Here is a 25,502-nt window from a genome sequence, read left to right on the forward strand (position 1 = left end):
GAAGGCGGCGTCTTGTATCTGTGCTGACGCCGCATCATCCCCGCGGGAGAGACCGGGTCCGGACTTGTCCAGGCCCGGCGCCGAAGGCGCAACCGCCCCGGAAACGCTCAGGCAAACGGACCGCGTGGGAATTGGCGCTCTGGAAAGCGGCGGATGCAACTCCGCCCACCGACGGGTGTAACCTGTCCGGCTGATCCTGCCGGTTCGGGGAAATCTCTCAGGTCCCAAGACAGAGGGGGCGCGCTCCGGACATTCCGTCCGGGGCTTGCGCTCGATTCTGGAAGGGGCCGCCATGGCTGCCGAAGCCGTTGAAGCTGATGCCGCAGGCGCCGAGGCGCTGCTCAAGACCCCGCTTCATTCCCGTCATGTCATGCTCGGTGCCCGCATGGTGCCGTTCGCCGGTTATGACATGCCGGTGCAGTACCCGATGGGTATTCTCACCGAGCATAACTGGACGCGCGAGAAGGCCGGGCTCTTCGACGTCTCGCATATGGGGCAGGCCTTTCTGCTCGGGCCCGATCACGAGACCACCGCGCGCGCGCTCGAGGCTTTGGTCCCCGCCGACATCGTCAACCTCGCTCCCGGCAAGCAGCGTTATTCGCAGCTCCTCGATGAGAATGGCGGCATCCTCGACGATCTGATGGTCACGCGCTCCAGCGAGCCCGACGAGGACGGTGCTCTCCTCCTCATCGTCAATGCGGCCTGCAAGACGGCCGACTACGCCCATATCGAGGCGCGCCTGCCGGCCAATGTGAAGCTCGTCCGCGCGGAACATCGCGGGTTGATCGCGCTGCAAGGGCCTGCTGCCGCTGAAGCGCTCGCCGCGCTGGCGCCCGAGGCCGCCGAGATGGGCTTCATGAGTGCGCGCAGCATGAAGGTGGCGGGCGTCAAGGCCAATCTCAGCCGCTCCGGCTATACCGGCGAGGACGGCTACGAGATTTCCGCCGCGGCAAACAGGATCGGCGAGATCTGGGACGCGCTCCTGCTCGATCCGCGCGTCAAGCCGATCGGACTCGGTGCCCGCGATTCGCTGCGCCTCGAGGCCGGGCTCTGCCTCTACGGGCACGACATCGACACCACGACCTCGCCGGTCGAGGCCGGACTGAACTGGTCGATCCAGAAGCGGCGGCGCGAGGAAGGCGGCTTCCCGGGAGCGGCCCGCATCCAGCGCGAATTCGCGGAAGGCGTTGCGCGCGTCCGCATCGGGCTCCTGCCCGAGGGCCGCGCTCCTGCCCGCGAAGGCGCCGACATTGCGACGCCGGAAGGCGAGATCGTCGGCAAGGTCACATCCGGCGGCTTCGGCCCGACGCTCAACGCGCCCTGCGCGATGGGGTATGTCGCAAAGGCCCACTCGGCTCCCGGCACGCGCCTTGACCTGATCGTGCGCGGCAAGCCGTTGGCGGCGACCGTCGCGCCGATGCCCTTCGTGCCCAACCGCTACAAGCGCTGATTCCCGACCCTATCCTGATCTGGAGGACCATCATGGCCGAGACCCGTTACACCAAGGACCACGAATATATCCGCATCGAGGGTGACACCGGCACCATCGGTATCACCGACTACGCCCAGGGCCAGCTCGGTGATGTCGTCTTCGTCGAGTTGCCTTCCGTCGGCAAGGCGGTCGCCAAGGGCGGCGAGGCTGCTGTGGTGGAGAGCGTCAAGGCCGCGTCCGAGGTCTATGCCCCGGTCTCGGGCGAGATTGTCGCCGTCAACAGCGAGCTCGAGGCTGCGCCTGGCGCGGTCAATGAGGACCCGGCCGGCAAGGGCTGGTTCGTCAAGCTGAAGCTGACCAATCCTGCCGAGCTCGAGGGCCTGCTCAGCGAGGCCGAGTACCAGGACTACGTGAAGACGCTGTGAGCAGCGATTCATTGCCCATGACCTGAATGTCCGGTGCCGGGCGCGCGCTGCGCCCGGACCTGGAATGATCAAGGAAACCCCGATGCGCTATTTGCCCCTCACCGACACCGACCGCGAGGACATGCTCGCGCGCATCGGCGTTCCCGATATCGACGCCCTGTTCAGCGACGTGCCCACCGGAAAGCTGCTGAAGGCTCCGCTCGACCTGCCGCGCGCCAAGGGTGAACTCGAGGTCGAGCGCATCATGGGCCGGATGGCGGCCAGGAATGTCGCAGCCTCCGCGGCTCCGTTCTTCGTGGGTGCGGGCGCCTACAAGCACCACGTTCCAGCGACCGTCGATCACCTGATCCAGCGCTCGGAATTCCTGACCAGCTACACGCCCTATCAGCCCGAGATTGCGCAGGGCACGCTGCAATACCTCTTCGAATTCCAGACCCAGATCGCCGCGCTGACCGGCATGGAGGTCGCCAACGCCTCGATGTACGACGGCTCGACCGCGACCGGCGAGGCCGTGCTGATGGCTCACCGCGTCACCAAGCGCCGCAAGGCGGTCCTATCGGGGGGGCTGCATCCCCACTACACCGATGTGGTGAAGACCCTGTCCGGCATGGCGAGCGACGAGGTCGTGGCGCTGGCGCCCGATGTCGCCGCTAACGAGGACATCCTCGCGCAGATCGACGATCAAACATCCTGCGTCGTCGTCCAGTCTCCGGACGTCTTCGGCAATCTCCGCGACCTGAAGCCGATCGCCGACAAGGCCCATGCCCATGGTGCGCTTCTGATCGCCGTCTTCACCGAGGTCGTGTCGCTCGGCGCGGTCACGCCTCCAGGCGCGATGGACGCCGATATCGTCGTCGGGGAAGGCCAGTCGATCGGCAATGCGCTGAACTTCGGTGGTCCCTATGTCGGCCTCTTCGCCGCCAAGACGAAATATCTGCGCCAGATGCCGGGCAGGCTCTGCGGCGAGACCGTCGATGCCGACGGACATCGCGGCTTCGTGCTGACGCTCTCGACCCGCGAGCAGCACATCCGGCGCGACAAGGCGACGTCGAACATCTGCACCAATTCCGGCCTCTGCGTGCTGGCCTTCACCATTCACATGACCCTGCTCGGCGAGGCCGGGCTCGCGCGTCTGGCCGAGCTCAATCACGCAAATGCCGTGAAGCTGGCCGACATGCTGGCCGGCGTGAAGGGGGTGAAGCTGCTCAACGACAGCTTCTTCAACGAGTTCACGCTGAAGCTGTCGAAGCCGGCGGCCGAGGTCGTCGAGGCGTTGGCCGAGAGGGGCGTGCTTGGCGGCGTGCCGGCCTCGCGCCTGCTGCCGGGAGCCGGGCTCGACGATCTGCTGATCGTCGCCAATACCGAGATCAACACGGATGAGGATCGGGCGGCCTTCGTGGCGGCGCTCGTGGAGGTGCTGTGATGCTGAACCGTCAGGGACGTCCCACCCAGGCTGCTTCCTCCGTGGATCACGGCCGCGAGACCTTCACCGGCAATCGCGCGCTGCAGCAGATCGAACCGCTGATCTTCGAGATCGGCCATCATGAGACGACCGGCGTCGATATCGAGAAGCCGGCGCCGTTCAAGAGCCGCCTCGGCAAGCATGCGCGCAAGGACGGCATCGGCCTGCCCGGTCTTTCCGAGCCGGAGACGATGCGTCACTACGTGCGCCTGAGCCAGAAGAACTACGGCATCGACACCGGGCTCTTCCCGCTCGGTTCCTGCACGATGAAGCACAATGCCCGCCTCAACGAGAAGATGGCGCGGCTGCCGGGCTTCTCGGACGTCCATCCGCTCCAGCCGGTTTCGACCGTGCCGGGCGCGCTCGAGCTGATGCTGGAGCTCGCCCGGTACCTGATGACGTTGACCGGCATGCCGGCCGTGGCGCTGTCGCCCAAGGCCGGTGCCCATGGCGAGGCCTGCGGCATGATGGCGATCAAGGCCGCCATTGCCGCCAAGGGCGAGGGCGAGACCCGCAAGGTCGTGCTTGTGCCGGAATCGGCGCACGGCACCAACCCGGCGACCGCGGCGCTGATCGGCTTCGAGGTCCGGTCCGTCCCGGCGCGCCCGGACGGCACGGTGGCGGTCGAGGACGTGAAGGCCCTGCTCGGGCCAGACATTGCCGCGATCATGCTGACCAACCCCAATACCTGCGGCATCTTCGAGCCGCAGATCGTCGAAATCGCGGCTGCGCTGCATGCGGCCGGCGCGTATTTCTATTGTGACGGCGCGAACTTCAACGCCATCGTCGGCAAGGCGAAGCCGGGTGACCTCGGCGTCGATGCCATGCATATCAACCTGCACAAGACCTTCTCGACGCCGCATGGCGGCGGCGGCCCGGGCGCCGGTCCGGTCGTGCTGTCGAGCAGGCTGGCTCCCTATGCGCCGGTGCCTTTCATCCATGTCGAGGGTGGTGCGGCGCGGCTCGTGGAGCACGCCGGCGACGCGCCGGCGGGCAATGATCCCTTCGGCCGCATGACCGCCTTCCACGGCCAGATGGGCATGTATGTGCGTGCGCTCGCCTATATGCTGAGCCATGGCGCCGACGGCATGAAGCAGGCCTCCGAGGATGCGGTGCTGAGCGCCAACTACATCCGCGCCGGCCTGTCCGACCTGATGTCGCTGCCGTTTCCCGACCACCCCTCGATGCACGAGGCGCTGTTCGACGATGAGTGGCTGAAGGGCACCGGCGTCACCACGCTCGACTTTGCCAAGGCGATGATCGACGAGGGGTATCACCCGATGACCGTGTATTTCCCGCTGGTCGTCCATGGCGCGATGCTGATCGAGCCTACCGAGTCGGAATCGAAGGCCTCGCTCGACCTCTTCATTGCGACGCTGCGCGATCTGGCCATGGCCGCGAAGGGCAATGACAAGGCCCGCTTCACCGCGGCGCCGCACCATGCCCCGATCCGCCGTCTCGACGAGACGCGCGCTGCCCGGCAGCCGATCCTGAAATGGGTGAAGCCGGAGCCGATAGCAGCTGCGGCTGAGTAAGGATGCTTAATCGATAGGGCAGCGATCGGACGCTGCCCTATCGTCATATCCCCTCGCGGTCTTAAGCATTCCTTGACCATGTGCGGGGATGATTTCCTCGGTGCGTGTTTTCGCACCTTGGGAACAGTCGATGTATCGCTCTTTTGTCCGGAGCTCCGCAGTTGCCGTTGCCGCGCTCGTTCTGACGGTCGGCATCGCTCGTGCACAGGAGCCGAGCTACGGCCCCAACACCTATGACCGCACGCTTGAGGCGCTGATCACCCATGAGGAGATCGCGTCGCGTGGTGGCTGGCCCAGGCTCGCCGGCAGTGTCTCCGCCCTGAAGCCGGATTCGCAGGGGCCGGATGTCGTCGCACTGAAGCAGCGCCTGATGTTGAGCGGAGATCTGCCGCCGACGGCCTTGCCCGGCGACATCTATGACGCTGCGACGATCGCAGCCGTGAAGCGCTTCCAGGTTCGTCACGGCCTGTCCGATCTCGGAACGGTCGACCGCCTGACGCTCAAGGCGCTGAACGTTCCCGTTGAAGTCCGGCTGAACCAGCTGACCGCGACCCTGGAGCGGCTGAAGAGCAACGGCTTCGTCTTTGCCGAGCGCTATGTCGTCGTGAACATCCCCGGCGCCAGCGTCGAGGCGGTCGAGAACGGCGTGGTCCAGCGCAAGCATCTCGCGGTTGTCGGTCGCCCCGATCGACCCTCGCCGGTGCTCCAGGCCAATATCACCTCGGTGAACCTCAACCCCTACTGGACCGTGCCGACCTCGATCGTGAAGGCCGACATCATCCCCAAGATGCGCAAGGAGCCCGACTTCATCGTGAAGTCGAACATGCGCCTTCTCGGAGCAGAAAATCGGGAGATCGATCCGGCGACCGTGAACTGGGCAGGCCTGACCTCGCCGTATTTCACCGTTCGGCAGGATTTTGGACCGCTCAACGCGCTTGGCCAGCTCAAGATCGACATGCCGAATACCGAGGCGGTCTACATGCACGACACGCCGAAGAAGACGCTGTTCCGTTCGGATGTTCGCTTCAACTCTTCCGGCTGTGCGCGCATCGAAGGGGTGCGCGACCTCGCCGCCTGGCTGCTCGAAGGCACCGAGTGGACCGAGCCGGTGATCGTGGCCGAGATCGCCAAGGGCGAGCGCAAGGACATCCGGCTGAAGAAGGCGGTGCCCGTGGCCTGGGTCTATCTGACCGGCTGGCAGGGCGCCGATGGGCTGGTCCAGTTCCGCGAGGACATCTATGGGCTGGACACGCCGCAGGGCATCGTCACATCGACGATCCAGGCGCGCAAACCCAAGCCGAAAGTACAGCCCGCCAAGCTCGAGGCGCGTCCGGCACCGGCTGCTCCGAGCCCGGTTGCAGCCCCTGCCAGGGCCGCGACTGTGAAGGCGGTCACCGCCGTCAACTGAGGCGTCAGGGCGCCCGAAGGATCGCCATCACGTCGCTGATGGCCTGGGCGCGCGCCGCGACATCCGTCCCGATCGTCACCTTGCCGTCCGGGCGCTGCGAATAGGCCGCGCGGCGCTCCCGGAGCGGCAGGTCCGGATGGTCGAAATCGTGATAGGCGCCGGCGAAGCCCACGAAGCGCGCTCCGCCTTGCCGTGCCAGCGCCTGGCAGGGCGCCGCTGGTGTCCAGTCATCTGCCAGTCCCTGAAGGATCGTCGTCGGCACCCGAGCGCGCCAGCCGCGTTTCAGCAGGACCCTGCAGCCAGGATAGAAGGCGATGATCGCCCGAAACCCTCCGGGGCCCGCGGCCGCGCGATCGGCGGCGACATGGAGCGCTGTCGAGCCGCCATTCGACCAGCCGATCAGATGTATCCCGGCGGGTTTGGCGAAGGGCTGACGGGCGAGCCAGTCGGCGGCGCCGAGGGCATCGCTGGCGCGATCCGCCGGCCGCAGCGCACGTTCGCGGTCATTGCAAAGCGCTACGATCCCGCGCGGGCGAAAACTGTCGGGCAGGAGCACGAGGAAGCCAGCAGCGACCAGCCTGGCACTCCAGTCGCTCTCGCGTGCGCTAAGCCCTCCAGAGGCTCGCCAGAGGCCGCTGCAGCCGTGCAGGGCAACCACGGCGGGGAAGGGGCCTGTTCCAGCGGGCTTGGCGATCCAGCCGGTCAGGACGGTGCCGTCGCGTGACGAGAACGAGACCTGCTCCATCGCGCCGGCCGGCATGGCGCAGGCGAGCACAGCGATCGTTGCCAGTGCCAGGCGTGCGCTCACGATGGTGCCTCCAACTCGGCGGGGTTCGACGTGCTCGGCCGAAACCGACGGGCGCTGGATGTGAAAACGACAACGCCGCAAACCCGGAGGTTCGCGGCGTCGCATTCCCTGGCTGAACTGATCGCTCAGTTCAGCTTGGATTTGATTTCCTTCAGACCGGTCGCGAACAGGCTTTCGGCAGCCTTGCCGCCCATCTGGCTGCGCAGGATGCCTTCGGCGGCCAGCGTAGCGGCCTCGGCGGCGGCAGCGCGGACTTCCGCGGCAGCCTCCATCTCGGCCTGGGCGATCTTGTCCTCGGCGGACTTGGTCCGGCGGGTGACGAAATCGGCGAGCTTCTCCTCAGCCTCGGTGGCAAGGCGGATCGCCTCGTCCTTGGCTGCGGCGACGATCGCCTCAGCTTCACCTTCGGCAGCCTTGCGCTTCGCCTCGTATTCGGCGAGCAGCTTGGCAGCCTCCTGACGCAGCCGGCGGGCTTCGGAAAGCTCGCGGGCAATCTTCTCGCCGCGCGAATCGAGTGCGCTCAGAAGCGACTTGTGGACGCCAAAATACCCCAGAATGCCGAGGAAGATGACGAGGGCAACCGCAACCCAGACGGTATCCATGGTTCGGTCTCCTCAGGCGCTCAGGACGGACTTGACCGCGGCAGCGGTCTCGGCGTCGGTGGGGCTCTGACCCGTCAGCTTGCCGACGATCTCGGCGGCAGCGCCGGCAGCGATCGTCTCGACATGCTTCATCGCGGCGGTCTTGCGATCCGCGATTGTCTTCTCGGCGGCTGCGAGCTTGGCGCCGAGCTCCGCTTCGGTCGCGTGACGCTTGGCATCGGTCTCGCGAGCGCTGGCGGTGCGAGCCTCCTGAGCGATGGCCTGGGCGTTGCGGCGGCTTTCGGCGAGCGCCTGCTCATGGTCCTTGGCGACGGCCTCGACCTTGGCGTGGATCTCGGTGGCCTGGTCGAGATCGCGAGCGATCGTCGTGCTGCGTTCGGCCAGAACCTCGCCGACACGCGGCAGGGCGATCCGCGACATGAGCCAATAGAGCGCACCGAAGCTGATCGCGAGCCAGAAGATCTGACTGGCGAAGAAGGTCGGGTCGAAGGGGGGGAAAGCGCCCTTCGCGAACGCCGTGTCGGCCGAAACCGCCATAACGCTGGCGGCGGCTGATACGACCCCGATGCGCTGTGCGCGGGAAGCGCGAACCTGCATGGAACGCCTCTGAAGGTTGCGTCAACGAATGACGGCTCCGCGGCGCATGATAACGCCTGCGGAGCCGCAGTGAATGCTCGTCAGACGACGAAGAGCAGTACGAGCGCGACGACGAACGCGAAGATGCCGAGACCTTCCGCGAGCGCCGCGCCGATGAAGGCGCGCGGGAACTGACCGTCGGCAGCCGACGGGTTGCGCAGGGCGCCGGACAGGAAGTTGCCGAAGATGGTGCCGACGCCGATAGCGGCGAGGCCCATGCCGAGGCTGGCGAGACCAGCGCCGATATACTTAGCTGCGACGGGATCCATAGTCTTTCTCCGATGTAAAACAGTTGAGAGTGGTGGAAGGGTGAAGTCTCGCGAGCTCGCCCGGTCAGTGTCCCGGATGGAGAGCGTCGTTGAGATAGACGCAGGTCAATATCGTGAAGACATAGGCCTGCAGAAAAGCGACGAGGAACTCAAGCGCGGTCAGCGCGACGGCCAGGAACAGCGGCAGCGGCGCCAGCGTGGCGTAGATGCCGGCGCCGGTCAGGGCGACGACGAAGCCGCCGAAGACCTTGAGCGCGATGTGGCCGGCCAGCATGTTGCCGAACAGGCGCAGGCTGAGCGAGATCGGCCGGGACATGAAGGAGACGGCTTCGATCAGGACCATGAAGGGCAGCAGCCAGCCCGGCACGCCTGACGGCACGAACAGGCCGAAGAAATGGCTGCCATGCTTCATGATTCCGTAGACCAGCACGACGGTGATCACGAGGAAGGCGAAGGCCGCCGTCACGATGATCTGGCTGGTGACGGTGAACGAACCCGGGACCATGCCGAGCATGTTCGCGGTCAGCACGAACATGAAGAGCGAGAACACGAAGGGGAAGAAGCGCATCCCGTCCCGACCCATCACGCCTGTGATGGTGGACGCGACGAACTCGTAGAGCATCTCGGCGAGCGACTGCAGGCGGCCTGGAACCGTCGCCCGCTGGCTGGAGCCATAGATCATGATGGCGGAGATCACCGCGACGGCCACCACCATGAACAGCGAAGCATTGGTGAAGGACAGATCGAGGCCGAACGGCCGCAGGCCCAGGATCGGCTTGATCTCGAATTGGTGGATCGGATCGATTCCGCCGCCAGCCGCCATAAGTCACCCCTAAATTGCCCCGGTTCGGGGCACTGCAAACACATTCAACGTTCCGGTTCGCCGCCCTTCGGTGAGGAAGGGCGCGTTCCGAGCCGATAGGCGGAGCGCAGGCCGGCGATGGTTCCGATCACCAGGAAGGCGATCAGCAGGAACGGCGACGTTCCCAACCACCGGTCGCCGAAATACCCGATCAGGGCACCAGCGATAACGCCGCCAGCCATATCCGTGGCTGCGCGAAAACCTGATGACATCGCGCCAGCAAGCGCTTTGTCGGGACCCGCCTTCTCTGAATYCGCCTTTTCGGCGGCTTCAGCACGCCCGAGGGCGGCCTTCAGCGAGTCCAGTCTTTCCCGCAACTTCGGATCGGAGCCGTTCGGGTCGGATTCAGACATCAGCAACTCCCTGCCGACCGTGTCATGGCCACGACCGCGTCCGAAATTGCCACGAACCTGTCCGGACCCGCAGGCCGAGCCGTTGTCAGCGCGTTTCCTTTATTGTCCGCTCCGGCGACTGTCAAGGCATGGGGATTGGTGTTAAGTTGTTGAAATTATTTGATATTAGTGCTTTGTGCGGCATTCTTGCCGCATTGCGAACCCGAATGTGGCTTTTTTTCAGACGGCTTCGCGGATTTGTTCCGCTGTTGCGAGGTCGACCGAGACCAGTTGGCTGACCCCTCGCTCGGCCATGGTCACGCCGAACAACCGTTCCATGCGCGCCATGGTAATGGGGTTGTGGGTGATCAAAATGAAGCGCGTCTCGGTATTTCGGGCCATATCGTCGAGCAGATCGCAGTAGCGCTCGACATTGGCGTCATCGAGCGGCGCGTCGACCTCGTCGAGCACGCAGATCGGCGAGGGGTTGGTCAGGAACACGGCGAAGATCAGGGCGGTCGCGGTCAGGGCCTGCTCGCCGCCGGAGAGCAGGGTCATCACCTGCGGCTTTTTGCCCGGGGGGCGCGCGAAGATTTCCAGCCCCGCCTCGAGAGGATCCTCCGAGTCGACCAGCCGGAGCTCGGCCGTGCCACCGCCGAACAGGATGCCGAACAGACGCTGGAAGTGTTCGTGCACCACCTCGAACGCGGCCAACAGCCGCTCGCGGCCTTCGCGGTTCAGCGCGCCGATGGCCTGGCGCAGGCGCCGGATCGCCTCGCTCAGGTCGTCGCGCTCCCCTGTCAGGCCCGCGCGCTTGGTCTGGATTTCGACGAGCTCATCCTCGGCACGCAGGTTCACAGCGCCCAGACGTTCGCGTTCGGTCCTCAGGCCTGCGAGGCGACCTTCGATTTCGGCGGGATTCGGCAGCGCTTCGCCCGGCTTGATCAGAGTCAGTTCCTGGAGCCCGGCGAGCCCTGTCTCGAGCCCGTCCTCGATCTGCCGCTCCACATCGACCAGGCGCTGTCGGGCTGCCTCCAGGCGCGCCTCGGCGGAGGCGCGGACCTCGCGTGCACCAGAGAGGGTTTCCAGGGCCGCTCTGGCCAGCCGATCGGCCTCAGCCCGGGCGGTCTCCGCCGTGGCCAGGCGGTCAGCCGCCTCGCGGCGTGCCGTCTCGGCCGCCTCGATCTCGCCGACCAGGCGCCTGCGCTCGACCAGGAAGGTGTCCGGTGCGTCGAGCAGCGCCTTGCGCTCGATCTCCGCAGTCGCGATGCGCCGCTTCGTCTCGTCAGCGGTCTGGGCGCTCGCCCTGGCTCGTTCCTGCCAGGCCCGGATATCGACGAAGATCGTGGCGCGGCGTCGCTCGCGAAGCTCCGCCTCTCGCGCCAGGGTCTGGACGCGGGCACGCGCATCAGAAGCGGCTGCGCGCTGTTCACTGAGGACGGCGCGCGCCTTCAGGAGGACGCTTTCGAGCTCGGTCGCCGGCGCCAGCGCGGCGAGCGCCTCTTCGGCTGCAGAAGCCTGGGTCGTCGCTTCCGCGATCGCCTGGCCCAGGCGGGCGACGGCCTCATCGAGAGCCGAGCGGCGCGCGGCTGTCTCGCCGGCCTTGCGCTCGGCGCTTGCGAGCCGCTCTCGGGCCTGATCCAGATCGCGGCGGGCGAGCCGCACGGCTTCGACGGCGGCCGTTTCAGCCTGCGCGGAGGCGCGAACCGTCTTGGTGGCGGTATCGAGGCCCTGCCGCGCAATCTCTGCAGCTTTGCGCGCGGCCTCCGCCTCGCGTTCGAGGTCGCCAAGGCGATTCTTTTCGGCGAGGCGGCGGGCCGCTGGGGACGGGGCCTCCGCCGCGCTGGTGAAGCCGTCCCAGCGCCAGATGTCGCCTTCGCGTGAGACCAGGCGCTGGCCGGGCTGCAACGAGGCGCGAAGCCTCGCGCCCTCTTCGCGCGGCACGATGCCGACCTGGGCCAGGCGCCGCGCCAGGGCTTGCGGACCGCGCACATGCCGGGCCAGCGCCTCGGCGCCATCGGGAAGGGCAGGGTCCCCCGCAGCATTGCCCATGTCGCGCCAATGAGCCGGGGCAGCAGTGTCGGAGGCGGCGTCGAGATCGTCGCCAAGGGCCGCACCAAGTGCGGTCTCGAACCCTTTCGTGACGCTGATCGCTTCGAGGATCGCCGGCCAGCGATCGCCGGCCGCCGGTGCCAGAAGTTTCTGCAGCGTGCGGATTTCCGTGTCGAGGCGCTGGGCTGCGCGATCTGCCTCGGCCAGCGGCGCGCGCAGCCGGGTCTCTTCTTCTCGGGCTGCACCCAGAACAGCTCTTGCGCTGGCTGCCGCCGAATCCATCTCCAGCATGGTCTCCTCGGCCTGAGCACGCGCGCCCGTCAGCCTGTCGAGTTGAGCCGCGGCATCATCTGCGTCGAGCGCGGCAAGGTCGCGACGCAACCTGTCCTGCTCCGCGACATTCCTGGCCTCGCGGTTCCGGGCGTCACGGAGCGTCCGCTCCATGGCGTCGCGGCGGGCCGCGAATTCCGACAATCTTGCCTGTGCCGTGGAATGCTCACCCTCTGCCTGAAGCAGGATCGCTTCAGCCTCGGCCAGCGAGGCTCCTGCAGCCTCTCCCACGGTCGTGGCCGCGCTGGCTTCGCCGGCAAGCGTCTCATCCTCTCCGGTCAGCCGCGCGAGACTTTCGGCGGCATCGTCGGCGAGCCTGTCCTGGCGCGTCAGATCGCTCTGCAACTCGGTCAGGCGCTTGCCAAGCTCGTCTGCGCGTAGCTTGGCGCGTCTGTTTGCCGCCTCGAGCTCATCGAGGCCGCGCTTCAGCCTGACCAGGGCGGCGGCTGCGGCGGCCTCGGCCTCGCGTAGCGCCGGCAGCGCATGCGCCGCCACCGCCTGATGGCGCGCCGCTTCGGCCTGGATGCCTGTCTGTTCGGCAACGCCGCGGACCGCCGCTTCCAGGGCCCGATCGGCAGCGGCCGCATGTTCGCGTGCGTCGCGATGGGCGATCAGGGCGAGCGTCGCCTCGACGCGGCGGATGTCGGCGGCAAGGCTGCGATAGCGCCCGGCCTGCCGCGCCTGCCGCTGCAAGGCGTCGACCTGCGTGCCGATCTCGCCAAGCACGTCTTCCAGCCGCGTCAGATTTTCTTCCGCCCCCCTGAGTCGGAGTTCGGCCTCGTGTCGGCGGCTGTACAGGCCCGCGATGCCGGCGGCGTCTTCAAGGATGCGGCGACGCGATTGCGGCTTGGCGGCGATCAGTTCGCTGATCTGCCCCTGCCGCACCAGGGCCGGCGAGCGGGCTCCGGTCGCCGCATCGGCAAAGAGCAGTTGCACGTCGCGGGCGCGCACCTCTTTGCCATTGACGCGATAGGTCGAGCCTTCCTCGCGCTCGATCCGGCGGGTCACTTCGAGGACATCGGTATCGTTGAAGGCCGCGGGAGCCTTGCGGTCGCTATTGTCGAGGGTGAGCGCGACTTCGGCCATGTTGCGGCCGGGACGTTCGGAGGATCCGGCGAAGATGACGTCGTCCATGCCGGACGCGCGCATGTTCTTGAACGAACTCTCGCCCATCACCCAGCGCAGGGCTTCGACGAGATTGGACTTGCCGCAGCCATTGGGGCCGACGATTCCCGTCAGGCCTGGCTCGATCAGGAACTCGGACGGCTCGACGAAGGTCTTGAAGCCGGTCAGCTTGAGGCGCGTCAGATGCATCGACGCGCCTCATCGTCCAGGGTGGCAGGATGGCGCGTGGGCTTAGCCGGCCAGCAGCGGCTCGAGGATCTTGTCGAATTCCGCGATCGAAAGCGCACCTGCACGCTTTTGCCCGTTGATGAAGAAGGTCGGCGTCGAGTCGACGCCAGCCTTGGCCCCGCGATCCTTCACTTGCGTGACGGCGTCATAGATATCCTGCCGTTTCAAGCAGGCTTCAAAAGATTCCTGTGTGAAACCGGCCTGCTTCACCATCGCGGCCAGCGCATCGACCGGCTTCTCGGTGAAAGCCCAGTTGCGCTGCTGATCGAACAGCAGATCCGACATCGGGTAGTATTTGTCGTTGCCGTTGCAGCGAGCCAGCATGAAGCCCGCCGTCGCCAGCGGATCGAGCGGGAATTCGCGCAGGGTGAAGCGCGCCTTGCCGGTGTCGATATATTTCGCCTTCAGCGCCGGCCAGGTATCGCGGTGGAAGCTCGCGCAATGGCTGCAGGTCAGCGAGGCGTATTCGATGATGGTGACCTTGGCGTCGGGCTTGCCGAGCCAGACATCGCCCAGCGGGCCGGCGACAGCGAGGTCGGCAGTCGCGGATTGCGCCCGGGCCGGAGCGGAACCCAGCATCGCGGCGGCTGCGATCCCGGCCGCGCCGGTCAGAAGCTGTCGCCTGTTCGTCATCGTGCAATATCCTAAGGGGCCAAATCGGTGTCGGGACCATAGTGGCCAACACGAATGTGGCAAGATCGGTTCGCGGGGAATGACGGCTTCCTCACGAAGCCGTGTCATCTCGTGGTGGCGGATTTCTGAGCGACGCCCAGGCCGAGCCGTTCCAGCGCGGCCCGGAGCCCCGGGTCTTCGATATGGGCGACCTGCTGGGCGATCCGCCCGACGAGGGCCGGGTCGGGCGGCGGAGGAACCGGTTTCTGCTGCGGGGCCTCGACCGGGCCCTGTTTCAGCACGAGCTTGCCGACGGCCCGCCAGCCGAGATGGGTGTTGACCCGCTCCAGGACCACGGGCCCGAGTTGTTGCATGTCGAGCGCGAAGGCGCCCTCGACGCGCACGACGAGCGTCGCCGGTTCCGATGTCTCGCCGGGCGCCGGGCGTCGGCGCGGCCAATCGATCTTGAGCGGCCGCGATCGTGCTGCCAGCCGCTCGCCGACAATCTCCGGCCAGAGCGAGACGATGGCGCGCCCGGCAAAACCCTGGGCGGCGAGCGCCGGCGCAAGGCAGTCATCGATCAGGTCGGCGAGGGGTTTGGCAGCCATGCTCTATTCTGGGGCCGGCGCATCGGCGCGACAAGGGCCGAAGCTCTATCAGCTGTTGCGGTGACGTCGCCACTCCTCGGCGCTGATCTCCCAGATTTCCGAAAGATGCCGGCCGCCGACATAATCGCGCATCTCGGTCCGGATGACGCGCATGCCGCCGCTCTCGGAGATGCGGCGGGACGCGGTGTTGTCGGCGGCCTTCGGCACGCGCAGCACCGAACGCCCGAGGACATCGAACCAGAAATCGGTGACGGCGGCGGCCGCTTCGCTCATCAGCCCTTGTCGCTGCCAGGGCAGACCGAGCCAGAAGCCGCGGTTCTCGTCCTCGCCCTCCCTGAGCGAGATCAGGCCGACGAGTTGGCCGAGCTCGCTCTTCAGCCGCAGGCTCCAGTGCCATTCCGTGCCCTGTGCCATCGCTGGCAAGGCGACCTCATGCAGATAGGCGAGCGCGCCGTCGGGCGGGTAGGGCCAAGGCACCCGCCTGGTGAGATAGCGCACGATCTCCCAGCGCGGAAACAGCGCCTGGATCGCTGGTGCGTCATCGAGCGTCAGCGGCTTGAGAACCAGGCGGCGCGTTTCGAGGGCGGGGATGGCTTGCGTTGCTGTCGACATGGTCGTTCGCCGTTACGAGCGCGCTTGCCGCAGCGCGCGTGTCATGCGGGTGGAATCCCCCCAAGTCGATAGCCAGATCAGAATTTCGGTCACCATCGCAATGGCGGATTGCAGCATGGTCTGCAGCGAGTGTCTTGCTTCGCTGCCGAGCTGCATTTCGGCATGATGAAGATGCGCCAGCTCTTCCTCGCGGATGCTGTTGATGACGGCGTGGAGATCGGCGTCTCGGCCCTGTAGGAAATGCATTTGTTCATCGAGATGACGGTGTACGGTCTCTTCCACCGCTGCGGTGCAAACACAAATCGCGCGTCGCCCCATCAATGCCGTCATCAAGCCGAGCAGCGAGCCGCCGAGACTCCACAGCTTCATGATCCGGCAGGGACGTGAACCGCGTGCCGGCATGGCCGCATAGAACCTGGCGCAATGGTCGATTTCGTCGGTGAGCATCTGCTGCAAAGCCGGGACGATGTCGGGCGTGAGCCGCTTCGCCACTGCGATCTGCGCGGAGTAGATGCGGATCGCGCCGTATTCCCCGGCATGGTTCACGCGCACGATCCGCTTGATCGTGAGAGCGTCGCGGGGTGAAGGGCTCTCCGGCGATATGGACATGTGATCGCGGGAGCTCAATGACGTTAGCATCTTGGACGTTAGCATCTTGCGGTTGGGGGGCGGCACGCTAAACCGGGGCCATGAACCTCGCAACGCGACCGCCCGTGCCAGAGGCTGCCGATCTCCTGGACTGGTACGATCGCCACCGCCGTGTCCTGCCTTGGCGTGCCTTGCCCGGCGAGAGGGCCGAACCCTATCGCGTCTGGGTCTCGGAGATCATGCTGCAGCAGACCACGATCGCGGCAGTGAAGCCCTATTTCGAACGGTTCATGGCACGGTTCCCGACGGTTGGAGCCCTTGCCGACGCGCCGAGCGAGGATGTCATGCAGGCCTGGGCCGGCCTCGGCTATTACTCGCGGGCTCGCAATCTGCATGCCTGCGCCAAGGCGGTCTCGGCGCTGCACGCGGGTCGCTTTCCCGATACCGAGGAAGGCCTGCGCGAACTGCCGGGCATCGGAACTTATACGGCAGGCGCTGTCGCAGCCATTGCCTTCAACCGGCCAGCGGTTGCGGTTGACGGCAATGTTGAGCGCGTCATGACCCGTCTCTTTGCAATCGAGGATGCTTTGCCGGGGGCCAAGCCCTTGATCAAGGAGCGCACCCTGGCCCTGTTGCCGTCGGAACGACCGGGCGATTACGCGCAGGCACTGATGGATCTCGGCGCCACGATCTGCACGCCGCGCTCGCCAGCCTGCGGCATTTGTCCGTGGCAGGCGCCGTGCGTCTCACGGGCGGCGGGGACACAGGAGACCTTTCCGCGGAAGGCGGCGAAGAAGACCGGGGCAACCCGCTACGGGGCTGCCTTCGTGCTGCTACGCGAGGATGGCGCGGTTCTGCTGCGGACGCGCCCGGCCAAGGGGCTGCTTGGAGGCATGGCGGAGGTGCCGACCGGCCAATGGAGCCCGGATTACCGCCTAGCTGACGCTTTGCAGGATGCTCCGCTTCCGGCGCAGTGGCGCAGGCTGGCAACGCCCATTCGCCATGTCTTCACCCATTTTCCGCTCGAGCTCACGGTCCTTGTCGCGCGTGCCCCGCGGGCGACGCCGGCGCCGCAAGGTTCCCGCTTCACTCCGTTGGCGCGGCTCCGTGACGAGCCGTTCCCGGCGGTCTTCCTGAAAGCGCTCGAGGCAGGGCTCGAGGCGCTCAGGCCGCTGCCATCTGCGCCCTGATCTCGCCGCGCAGTGAATCGAGCAGCGTCAGCCCTTCCGGGCGCTCGACATGCCAGAAGGTCCAGCCATTGCAGGCGGGTAACCCCTGGGCCAGCGCTCCGACCTTGTGGATCGAGCCGACAGCCGGGCCAAGCAACAGCGTGCCATCGGCCCGGATCGTCGCCTTGTGGCGGCGTTTCTCGTCGACGACACTCTCACCGGCCTTGACCAGCCCGGCCTCGACCAGGCTGAGGAAGGGCACGCGCGGTTCGCTGCGCTTCGAAGGCGCGGTGGAGAACGATTCGGGCGGCAATGGCTGGACAGCGGCGATGCGCTTGCGCGCCGCCTCGGCATAGACCGGGTCGCGTTCAAGGCCGATGAACCGCCGACCGAGAGCTTTCGCGACGGCACCCGTGGTGCCGGTGCCGAAGAACGGATCGAGGATCACGTCGCCGGGGTTGCTGGCCGAAAGCATGACGCGGGCCAGCAGGGCCTCCGGCTTTTGAGTCGGATGCACCTTGGCGCCGGACGCGTCCTTCAGACGTTCCTCGCCGGTGCAGAGCGGCAGATACCAGTCCGAGCGCATCTGCAGGTCGTCATTGCCGCCCTTCAACGCCTCGTAATGGAAGGTGTATTTCGAGCTTTCGCCGCGCGCCGCCCAGATCAGTGTTTCATGCGCGTTGGTGAAGCGCCGGCCGCGGAAGTTCGGCATCGGGTTGGCCTTGCGCCAGACGATGTCGTTCAGCATCCAGAAGCCGAGATCCTGCAGGATCGCGCCGACGCGGAAGATGTTGTGATAGGAGCCGATCACCCACATTGCGCCGTCCGGCTTCAGCACCCGCCGGCAGGCGGTCAGCCAGGCTCGCGTGAAGGCGTCATACTCGGCGAAGGAGGCGAACTTGTCCCAGTCGTCGTCGACGGCATCGACGAGGCTGTCGTCAGGCCTGCGGAGATCGCCGCCAAGCTGAAGATTGTAGGGTGGATCCGCGAAGACGAGGTCGACGCTTGCCGGAGGCAGGCGGTCGAGCGCGGCGATGCAGTCGCCGACGACGACCTGATCGAGCGGAAGATCAAATGAAAGGCTCGAAGCCTTCATCCGAGACTGCAGCGCAGGCCGTCCGGTACGCGAAACCTGAATCCGGACGGCGGCGCTGGCAGTCCCGGTACGCGAGGTACCCATGACGCCGAACCATTTACGCAACTTCAACAGTCGCGATCTTGGGGGAGTCAGGGTAAAAGCCGGGTTTCCGGGTTGAAAAAAATGCGTCTCGTTTTGGGGCTGCAGTTTTTGCCTAGTGCATTGGCAAACCAGCTGAATCCGGATCGGGTGTTAAGAAACGGCTAACGTGTCGCGGGCATCGCACAACCGCTCAGCGCCGCCAGACGCCCTTGATCGGCGCGAAGGAAAAACGGTGCTCCGGGCACGGGCCGTGGGTCTGTATCGCGGCGCGATGCGCGGCCGTGCCATATCCGGCATGCCCGGCAAAACCATAGGCCGGATAATGCGTCGCCAGGCGCGCCATCATCCGGTCGCGGGTCACCTTTGCGATGATCGATGCGGCCGCAATCGAGGCCACGCTGCCGTCGCCCTTGATGATCGCATCGCAGGGGCAGGGCAGAGTGGGAGGGTCGTTGCCATCGACCAGCACATGCCGCGGCTGGACAGGCAGACCGGCAACCGCGCGCTTCATGGCGAGCAGCGTCGCCTGCCTGATGTTGAGCGCGTCGATCTCCTGCGCTGTGACGCTGCCGATCCCGATACCGAGCGCGGCTTTGGCGATCTCCCCGAACAGCGCTTCGCGCCTTGCGGCGCTGAGTTCCTTCGAATCGGCGAGGCCAGCCGGAATCAGGTCGGGGTCGAGAATGACGGCAGCCGCGACCACCGGCCCGGCCAGCGGCCCGCGTCCGACCTCGTCGACGCCGGCCAACGGCCAGAATCCTTGCTCAATTGCGTGCGTCTCGCGGCTGAAATCGGCGGCCATGCCCGGTCCAGGAAAGAAATCGTTGCCGGGCTTATGCCGGAAGGCCGTCGTCTAGAACAGGCTGAGCTGTGCCTTTTCCTTTTCCGGCTTCAGGAAGAGGTCGCTGCGCAACCGCAATCGCGTCGCGTTGAAGCCGAGCCGTTCGGCCGCCATTTCGAAGCGCCGCCCGATCATCCAGGCATAGGGACCGGAACCGACCTGACGCTGGCCCCAGGCCGAGTCGTAATCCTTGCCGCCGCGTGTCGAGCGGATCAGCGAAACGACATGGCGCAGCTTGTCTGGATGGTGGGTCAGCAGCCAGTCCTGGACGAGATCCTTCACCTCCAGCGGCAGCCGCAGCAGCACGTAACCGGCCTCGCGCGCCCCGGCGGCCTTGGCGGCGTCGAGGATGCGCTCGATTTCCTGCTCGTTGATCGCGGGGATGATCGGCGCGACCAGCACGGTCACCGGAATGCCGGCATCCGACAACCGCTTGATCGTCTCCAGCCGCTTCGCCGGCGCGGCGGCGCGCGGCTCCATACCGCGCGCGATCTTGGGATCGAGCGTCGTCACCGAGATCGCGACCTTGGCGAGGCCCTGCGCTGCCATCGGCGCCAGGATGTCGATGTCGCGCTGCACCAGTGCCGATTTCGTGACGATGCCGACCGGGTGGCGGAAGCGCGCCAGCACCTCCAGGATCGAGCGCATGATCCGCAGCTTCTTCTCGATCGGCTGATAGGCGTCGGTATTGGTGCCGATCGCAATGGTGCGCGGCTGGTAGGACGGTGCCGATAATTCCTTCTCGAGCAGCAGCGCGGCGTCGGGCTTGGCTGTCAGCTTGCTCTCGAAATCGAGCCCGGGCGAAAGCCCGAGATAGGCATGGCTCGGCCGCGCGAAACAGTAGACGCAGCCATGTTCGCAGCCGCGATAGGGGTTGATCGAGCGATCGAACGAAATATCCGGCGAATCATTCCGCGTGATGATCGTGCGCGCTTTCTCGATCGCGACTTCCGTCTTGAAGGCTGGTAATTCGCCGAGAGAGCCCCAGCCATCATCTTCGGCGACGCGCTGCTCGGTCTCGAAGCGTCCGCCTGGATTGATCGTTGCCCCGCGCCCGCGCCGTCGTTCCGGATCGATGCGGTGGCCGGCATAGGCGAGGGGCTCGGCCGGAGCGACACGCGCGGATGCCGACAGGGTTTCGCCGTCATGCCGCCTGAGCGGCTGGGCTGCGATCGGTCGCGAACTGGGTCTGGCTTGCTGCATGGCGCTGAGCCGTTCCTGAGAGGGCCGTAAGAATCGGCGTTTCCGTGACCATTAATGTGAACATATAGGGAACAAAATGCAAGTGGCGGGATTGCGGCATGTTGCGCTGCGCCATAATCAATGGGCCATGCTTACAGCCGTCATCAGGGCCGACGGACCGGCCAGAGCACTCGCTGCGACTTTTTCCGTGCTGATCCCGGCCGTTGCCGAAGGTTTCCTCGGCCATGCCGTGGTCGTCGATGCGGATGGTGAGGGGGAGGTGGAACGCCTCGCCGATGCGACGGGTGCGACCTATGTCAGGGCGGCCGTGCCTGAAAGCTGGCATGCCGGTGCCGCACAGGCGCGCGGCGATTGGCTGCTTCTGTTGAGCGCCGGGGACATCCTGCAGCCAAACTGGATTCAGGCGACCGAGCGCCATCTGCTGCTGGCGCCCGACAGGCCGGCCTTGTTGCCGCTGAGCGGGGTTGCTGCGGGGCTCAAGGAGCGCGCCGCGCTGTCATTCGGCCCGCGTCGGCTGCGGGCCGGCCTTGTGGTGCCGAAGGGACTGGTTCTGGCCGGGCGGCTGAATGCCGCGCCGCGGCGTCTCTCGGTGCGCCGGGAGCGTGCCGTATCCTGAGACGCAAGGCATCGGCCCGAAAGGTGGATCGCGGTATTCGGGGAAAGCCGACGCAACCCCAGGAGGTGAGATCGGACCGGATACGGGATCGGGTCCGATGATCTAAAGCTGGTTCGTCCGGAAGGTATCGCAGCTTTGCAGCGAGCCGGACTTGAAGCCGGTCGTGAACCAGCGTGTGCGTTGCGCCGACGAGCCGTGGGTGAAGGAATCGGGCACGGCCACGCCTTGCGAGGCTTGCTGCAGCCGGTCATCGCCGATGGCCGCCGCCGTCCGCATCGCCTCGTCGACATCGCCCTGGTCGATTCGGCCCATCGCCTGGACATTATGCGCCCAGACGCCGGCGAAGCAGTCCGCCTGCAGCTCGACCCGCACTGACAGCGCATTCGATTCGCGCTCCGAGATGCGCTGTCGCAGCTGGTTCACCTTGGGCAGGATACCGAGCAGGTTCTGGATGTGATGGCCGACCTCGTGGCCGATCACATAGGCATAGGCGAAGTCACCACCACCGCCGAGCTTGCGCTGCATCTCCTGGAAGAAGGAGAGGTCGAGATAGACCTTCTTGTCTTCGGGGCAATAGAACGGCCCCATCGCTGCCTGTGCCGTGCCGCACCCCGAGCGATCTATGCGCGAGAACAGCACGAGCTTCGGCGGTTCGTAGCGGCGGTTCGCCTGCTGCGGCAGGATCTTGGTCCAGATATCTTCGTTCTGCGCCAGCACCGCCGAAACGAAGCGGCCCATTTCATCCTGCGGCGGGCCTGAGGCCGGGCGGCTCTCCTGGGTCGGAGCACTGCGCCCGACCCCGAGCATTTCGGCGCCACCGATCAGGATGCGCGGATCGATCCCGAGCGCCCAGCCGACAAGGCCGAGCACGACCATGGTTCCGATGCCGACACCGCCGCGCCCGCCGGGAAGCCCCGCGAAGCCGCCGCCGCCATTGCGCCTGTCCTCGAGATTCTCGGACTGGCGATAATCTTCCCAACGCATGGCGGAGTCCCCGTCTAGTCCCGAGCAATCTCGTGGAGAGAGGCCCGGAACTCAAGCTATTCGTCAACCGGCTCGCGCGCGGGTGGTTCCCCAGGTTCTTCCTGCTACCTCAGTGATAGCCGCTGTCGGCCCTCACCTTGCCGCGGAAGGTCCAGTAGACGAAGGCCGTGTAGAACAGGATCATCGGCAGCAGGAAGCAGACGCCGATCAGGACGAAGATATGGGAGGACGGCGCTGCGGCCACATCCCAGATCGTCAGGCTCGGGGGCACCAGATAGGGATAGTTCGAGATCGCGAGTCCCAGGAAGCAGAGCAGGAAGATCGCGATGGTGAAGGCAAAGGGCGTGAATTCGTGCTGCCCGTGCAGCCGCTTCCAGACCATATAGCCGCAGAACGCCGTCAGGACCGGGAATGGCCAGAGCAGCAGCAGGTTGGACGGCGTGAACCAGCGCGCGGCGATGCGCGGATGTGCGTAGGGCGTCCACAGCGAGACGATCACCGCGAAAGCCATCAGACCGAGCAGCAGCCATTTCGCCTGGTGCCGTGCCCTGTCCGCGACGGCACCTTCCGTCTTGAAAACGAGCCAGGTCGCGCCGAGCAGCGCGTAGCCGACGACGACGCCGACCCCGCACATCACCGAGAACGGCGTCAGCCAGTCGAAGGGGCCGCCGGCAAACTCGCGGTTGCTCACGGTGATGCCCTGGATCAAGCCACCGAGCACGAGGCCCTGAGCGAAGGCCGCAAGGGTCGAGCCGAGCCAGAAGGCAATGTCCCATTTCCTGTGATGCGGCTTGGCGACCCAGCGGAATTCGAAGGCGACCCCGCGGAAGATCAGCGCCAGCAGCATCAGGATGATCGGTGTGTAGAAGGCCGGCATGATGATGGCGTAGGCGGTTGGAAAGGCGACCCAGAGGCCGCCGCCGCCGAGCACGAGCCAGGTTTCGTTACCATCCCAGAAGGGCGCGACCGAGTTCATCATCTGGTCGCGTTCGCCCTCGTCCCTGGTCGTCGGGAAGAGGATCGCGATGCCGAGGTCGAAACCGTCGAGCACGACATAGAGCATCACGGCCGTGCCGATCAGGACGGCCCAGATGACGGGGAGATACCATTCCATCTCAGCTCTCCCCTCAATTCGCCGGCTGGATCTTGTCGTCGCCGGGATGCCCGTCGCCGAACAGCACGGAGGCGTCATCCTGCGTCGCCTTGAGCGTCCGCTTCGAAGGCTGCTCCGGTGGGTCCGTGGCGAGGAGAGCGTCGGGGCCCTTGTCGATCAACCGGTTCATCAGCAGGATCCCGGCCGCAAAGACCACGGAATAGACGCAGACGAAGAGCGCGAGCGAGATTGCGACCTGCATCGCCGTCACCGGCGAGACGGAGTCGACCGAACGCAGCACACCCGTTGCGAGCCAGGGCTGGCGCCCGACCTCGGTCACGAACCAGCCGGCGAGGATGGCGACGAAACCGAGTGGCCAGGTGTATTGCGCCAGCCAGAGCCAACGTCGTGCTTCGAACACCTTGCCACGTGACCAGAGATAGGCACCGAGCCAACCGAAGCCGATCATCAGGAAGCCGATGCCGACCATCAGCCGGAAGGCGAAGAAGGGAATCTTGACGGGCGGCCGGTCCTGCGGCGCGAAATCATTCAGGCCGGGAAAGAGAGCGCTCATGCTGCCATGGGTCACGAGGCTGGCGAGCCCGGGAATCGCGATTTCGTAGCGGTTGATGCCGGCCTTCTCGTCGGGCCAGGCGAAGAGAACCAGAGCGCCGGGCTTCGACGAATCCCAATGCGCTTCGATCGCTGCGAGCTTCGCCGGCTGGTATTTCGCCGTGTCCTCGCCGTGCTGGTGGCCGATGACGGCCTGGATCGGAGCCGTCAGGGCGATCATCAGGATCGCCATTCGCACCATCGTCCTGGCAGGCTCGATGCTCGTCCCGGCCAGGAGATGGCGCGCTCCCGTCGCCAGCACCACAAAGGCGGTGGTCAGATAGGCCGCCGTCATCATGTGCATGAAGCGCAAGGGGAAGGTCGGATTGAAGATGATCTGCAGCCAGTCGACCGGATAGGCGATGCCGTCGCGCATCTCGTGGCCGGTCGGATACTGCATCCAGCTATTGGCCGAGAGAATCCAGAACCCCGACAAGGCCGTTCCGGCGGCGACGATCACCGCGGACAGGAAATGCAGCCAGGGCGGGACGCGCTTCCAGCCGAACAGCATGACGCCCAGGAAGGAGGCCTCGAGGAAGAAGGCGCTCAGCACCTCGTAGCCGATCAGCGGACCGATGACGTTGCCGACCACCGTCGAGAACCGGCTCCAGTTCGTGCCGAACTGGTAGGACAGCACGATTCCCGAAACGACGCCCATCGCGAAGGAGACCGCAAAGATCTTGGTCCAGAACCGGGCGAGCAGATGAAACTTGTCGTCGCCGGTCTTCAGCCAGAGGCCGAGCAATGTCGCGATATAGGCGGAAAGCCCGATCGTGAAGGCGGGGAAGACGATGTGAAAGGAAACCGTGAAAGCAAATTGAATACGCGAAAGCAGAAATGCGTCGATTTCCATCGCAAGGCTCCGGCCGGCACGCCGCACGAGCGGCTTGAAACGACTCTGCCCGCACAGCATCGTCGCTGCGGGGCAACTTAGTCAAATCCGAAACTGCGCGAGGGGCCGGATTGTCGCAGAGGCAGGGCTGCGTTGTCGCAGGCGAATACTTTAGCTGGCTGCGTCGAGTGCTGTCCTGAGCGCCCGCATGTCGCGCCAGGCGAGGCGTTTCTGCAGGGGCTGGCGCAACAGATAGGCGGGGTGAAGCGTGGCGAGGGCGCGGATGCGCCGGGTGCCCATATCGTACTCGGTCCACTTGCCGCGCGAGGCGAGGATGCCGGTGAAGCCGAGCAGGCCCTGGGCAGAGGGGCCGCCGATACAGACGAGGATGTCGGGATTGGCGAGTTCGATCTGCCGTTGAATGAAGGGCAGGCAGATCGCGACCTCCTGCGGCGTCGGCGTGCGGTTGCCGGGCGGACGCCAGGGCAGAAGATTGGCGATGTAGACATGTTCCTGCCGGTTGAGGCCGATGGCCGCCAGCATCCGGTCGAGCAACTGGCCGGAGCGCCCGACGAAGGGCAGGCCGAGCCTGTCTTCATCGGCGCCGGGGGCCTCCCCGACGAACATCACGCGCCCCTCCGGATTGCCGTCGGCGAAGACGAGATTCTTCGCGGTGGCCTTGAGCGCGCAGCCCTCGAAGCTGGCCAGTGCCACCTTCAATTCGTCGAGCGTCTTCGCCTGCCCGGCCAGCAGGCGCGCGCTCTGCATGGCCTCGTCGGGCGCCGTCGCGTCGGCCGCGATGACGCGCGCGGCAGGAACCGCACGCAGAGGATTGCGGCGTGCTGCAGCCTGCGTGGCGGCTGCCTCGGCGGCCTGTGCGGATTCGGCGAAATGGTCATGCGGCGTCTCGTCGAGCATCTCGGTGACGCCCATCTCGGCGTACCAGGCAATGAGTTCGACGGGATCGTGGCCAGCAGGGATCATCCCGGCGTCTTAGCACGGTCCGGCGCGGCTTCGCGACACCTGTCGGGCGGCTGTCCCGGCTC

At 66.1% G+C, this 25,502-nt stretch carries 25 protein-coding genes and 2 riboswitches; of the genes, 7 read left to right on the plus strand and 18 right to left on the minus strand.

What is annotated here, in order from left to right:
• Nucleotides 1–33 precede the first annotated feature (33 nt).
• Nucleotides 34–133: riboswitch (glycine riboswitch) on the plus strand.
• 4 nt (nucleotides 134–137) lie between these two features.
• Nucleotides 138–235: riboswitch (glycine riboswitch) on the plus strand.
• Nucleotides 236–292: 57 nt separating this feature from the next.
• The 5 genes from gcvT (at nucleotide 293) to AB4118_RS06130 (ending at nucleotide 6,262) form a co-directional block, all read left to right on the plus strand.
• A complete protein-coding gene (gcvT, locus tag AB4118_RS06110) occupies nucleotides 293–1,450 on the plus strand; it encodes a glycine cleavage system aminomethyltransferase GcvT (protein WP_441488914.1) in 1,158 nt (385 codons plus the stop codon).
• A 32-nt stretch (nucleotides 1,451–1,482) separates the two neighbouring features.
• On the plus strand, nucleotides 1,483–1,857 hold the full coding sequence (gene gcvH, locus AB4118_RS06115) for a glycine cleavage system protein GcvH (RefSeq protein WP_441488915.1): 375 nt from the start codon (nucleotides 1,483–1,485) through the stop codon (nucleotides 1,855–1,857).
• Between the two features lie 82 nt (nucleotides 1,858–1,939).
• A complete protein-coding gene (gcvPA, locus tag AB4118_RS06120) occupies nucleotides 1,940–3,280 on the plus strand; it encodes an aminomethyl-transferring glycine dehydrogenase subunit GcvPA (RefSeq protein WP_441488916.1) in 1,341 nt (446 codons plus the stop codon).
• Nucleotides 3,280–4,854, plus strand: a complete 1,575-nt coding sequence (gcvPB, locus tag AB4118_RS06125; RefSeq protein WP_441488917.1) for an aminomethyl-transferring glycine dehydrogenase subunit GcvPB — start codon at nucleotides 3,280–3,282, stop codon at nucleotides 4,852–4,854. The genes gcvPA and gcvPB overlap by 1 nt, the downstream gene beginning before the upstream one ends.
• 130 nt (nucleotides 4,855–4,984) lie before the next feature.
• Entirely contained in the window at nucleotides 4,985–6,262 is a 1,278-nt protein-coding gene (locus AB4118_RS06130; protein ID WP_441488918.1) for a L,D-transpeptidase family protein, read from the plus strand.
• Nucleotides 6,263–6,266: 4 nt separating this feature from the next.
• Here AB4118_RS06130 and AB4118_RS06135 read toward each other — a convergent pair whose 3' ends face one another.
• The 11 genes from AB4118_RS06135 to AB4118_RS06185 form a co-directional block, all read right to left on the minus strand.
• A complete protein-coding gene (locus AB4118_RS06135) occupies nucleotides 6,267–7,070 on the minus strand; it encodes a dienelactone hydrolase family protein (protein WP_441488919.1) in 804 nt (267 codons plus the stop codon).
• A gap of 125 nt (nucleotides 7,071–7,195) precedes the next feature.
• Nucleotides 7,196–7,672, minus strand: coding sequence for a F0F1 ATP synthase subunit B family protein (locus AB4118_RS06140; protein WP_441488920.1), 477 nt, complete (start codon nucleotides 7,670–7,672; stop codon nucleotides 7,196–7,198).
• A gap of 12 nt (nucleotides 7,673–7,684) precedes the next feature.
• Complete coding sequence (locus tag AB4118_RS06145; protein WP_084651150.1) at nucleotides 7,685–8,269, minus strand: F0F1 ATP synthase subunit B family protein; 585 nt, start codon at nucleotides 8,267–8,269, stop codon at nucleotides 7,685–7,687.
• A gap of 80 nt (nucleotides 8,270–8,349) precedes the next feature.
• Nucleotides 8,350–8,577, minus strand: a complete 228-nt coding sequence (locus AB4118_RS06150) for a F0F1 ATP synthase subunit C (protein WP_043231023.1) — start codon at nucleotides 8,575–8,577, stop codon at nucleotides 8,350–8,352.
• Nucleotides 8,578–8,641: 64 nt separating this feature from the next.
• The gene (locus AB4118_RS06155) at nucleotides 8,642–9,400 is read right to left on the minus strand and encodes a F0F1 ATP synthase subunit A (RefSeq protein ID WP_069877479.1); all 759 of its coding nucleotides are present in this window, start codon (nucleotides 9,398–9,400) and stop codon (nucleotides 8,642–8,644) included.
• A 44-nt stretch (nucleotides 9,401–9,444) separates the two neighbouring features.
• On the minus strand, nucleotides 9,445–9,792 hold the full coding sequence (locus AB4118_RS06160; RefSeq protein ID WP_441488921.1) for an AtpZ/AtpI family protein: 348 nt from the start codon (nucleotides 9,790–9,792) through the stop codon (nucleotides 9,445–9,447).
• Nucleotides 9,793–10,011: 219 nt separating this feature from the next.
• Entirely contained in the window at nucleotides 10,012–13,467 is a 3,456-nt protein-coding gene (smc, locus tag AB4118_RS06165) for a chromosome segregation protein SMC (RefSeq protein WP_441488922.1), read from the minus strand.
• 42 nt (nucleotides 13,468–13,509) lie between these two features.
• On the minus strand, nucleotides 13,510–14,139 hold the full coding sequence (locus AB4118_RS06170; protein WP_441488923.1) for a DsbA family protein: 630 nt from the start codon (nucleotides 14,137–14,139) through the stop codon (nucleotides 13,510–13,512).
• A 104-nt stretch (nucleotides 14,140–14,243) separates the two neighbouring features.
• Nucleotides 14,244–14,726: a DUF721 domain-containing protein gene (locus tag AB4118_RS06175; protein WP_441488924.1), complete on the minus strand. Its 483-nt coding sequence runs from the start codon at nucleotides 14,724–14,726 to the stop codon at nucleotides 14,244–14,246.
• A 48-nt stretch (nucleotides 14,727–14,774) separates the two neighbouring features.
• The gene (locus AB4118_RS06180; protein ID WP_441488925.1) at nucleotides 14,775–15,338 is read right to left on the minus strand and encodes a GNAT family N-acetyltransferase; all 564 of its coding nucleotides are present in this window, start codon (nucleotides 15,336–15,338) and stop codon (nucleotides 14,775–14,777) included.
• A gap of 12 nt (nucleotides 15,339–15,350) precedes the next feature.
• Nucleotides 15,351–15,947, minus strand: a complete 597-nt coding sequence (locus AB4118_RS06185; RefSeq protein ID WP_441489225.1) for a demethoxyubiquinone hydroxylase family protein — start codon at nucleotides 15,945–15,947, stop codon at nucleotides 15,351–15,353.
• Between the two features lie 80 nt (nucleotides 15,948–16,027).
• Here AB4118_RS06185 and mutY point away from each other — a divergent pair, with 80 nt between their 5' ends.
• A complete protein-coding gene (gene mutY, locus AB4118_RS06190; RefSeq protein ID WP_441488926.1) occupies nucleotides 16,028–17,116 on the plus strand; it encodes an A/G-specific adenine glycosylase in 1,089 nt (362 codons plus the stop codon).
• Here the strand turns inward: mutY and AB4118_RS06195 are convergent.
• The 3 genes from AB4118_RS06195 to AB4118_RS06205 form a co-directional block, all read right to left on the minus strand.
• A complete protein-coding gene (locus AB4118_RS06195) occupies nucleotides 17,091–18,275 on the minus strand; it encodes a site-specific DNA-methyltransferase (RefSeq protein WP_113512834.1) in 1,185 nt (394 codons plus the stop codon). The genes mutY and AB4118_RS06195 overlap by 26 nt on opposite strands.
• 190 nt (nucleotides 18,276–18,465) lie before the next feature.
• The gene (gene rnhB / locus AB4118_RS06200) at nucleotides 18,466–19,077 is read right to left on the minus strand and encodes a ribonuclease HII (RefSeq protein ID WP_441488927.1); all 612 of its coding nucleotides are present in this window, start codon (nucleotides 19,075–19,077) and stop codon (nucleotides 18,466–18,468) included.
• 51 nt (nucleotides 19,078–19,128) lie between these two features.
• Nucleotides 19,129–20,319 (minus strand): PA0069 family radical SAM protein, encoded by a 1,191-nt coding sequence (locus AB4118_RS06205; protein ID WP_441488928.1) that lies wholly within the window; start codon nucleotides 20,317–20,319, stop codon nucleotides 19,129–19,131.
• Nucleotides 20,320–20,446: 127 nt separating this feature from the next.
• Between AB4118_RS06205 and AB4118_RS06210 the strand changes: the two genes are divergently transcribed.
• On the plus strand, nucleotides 20,447–20,935 hold the full coding sequence (locus tag AB4118_RS06210) for a glycosyltransferase family A protein (RefSeq protein ID WP_441488929.1): 489 nt from the start codon (nucleotides 20,447–20,449) through the stop codon (nucleotides 20,933–20,935).
• 102 nt (nucleotides 20,936–21,037) lie between these two features.
• Here the strand turns inward: AB4118_RS06210 and ypfJ are convergent, their stop codons facing one another.
• The 4 genes from ypfJ to AB4118_RS06230 all read right to left on the minus strand — a co-directional run bounded on the left by ypfJ (nucleotide 21,038) and on the right by AB4118_RS06230 (nucleotide 25,440).
• A complete protein-coding gene (gene ypfJ / locus AB4118_RS06215; protein ID WP_069877471.1) occupies nucleotides 21,038–21,919 on the minus strand; it encodes a KPN_02809 family neutral zinc metallopeptidase in 882 nt (293 codons plus the stop codon).
• Nucleotides 21,920–22,028: 109 nt separating this feature from the next.
• Nucleotides 22,029–23,033 (minus strand): cytochrome d ubiquinol oxidase subunit II, encoded by a 1,005-nt coding sequence (cydB, locus tag AB4118_RS06220; RefSeq protein ID WP_441488930.1) that lies wholly within the window; start codon nucleotides 23,031–23,033, stop codon nucleotides 22,029–22,031.
• A gap of 13 nt (nucleotides 23,034–23,046) precedes the next feature.
• Entirely contained in the window at nucleotides 23,047–24,477 is a 1,431-nt protein-coding gene (locus AB4118_RS06225; RefSeq protein WP_441488931.1) for a cytochrome ubiquinol oxidase subunit I, read from the minus strand.
• A gap of 150 nt (nucleotides 24,478–24,627) precedes the next feature.
• Complete coding sequence (locus tag AB4118_RS06230; protein ID WP_441488932.1) at nucleotides 24,628–25,440, minus strand: uracil-DNA glycosylase; 813 nt, start codon at nucleotides 25,438–25,440, stop codon at nucleotides 24,628–24,630.
• Nucleotides 25,441–25,502: the final 62 nt, after the last annotated feature.

Origin of the sequence: Allobosea sp. 2RAB26 (assembly GCF_052115465.1) — a bacterium.
Classification (GTDB): Bacteria; Pseudomonadota; Alphaproteobacteria; order Rhizobiales; family Beijerinckiaceae; genus Allobosea.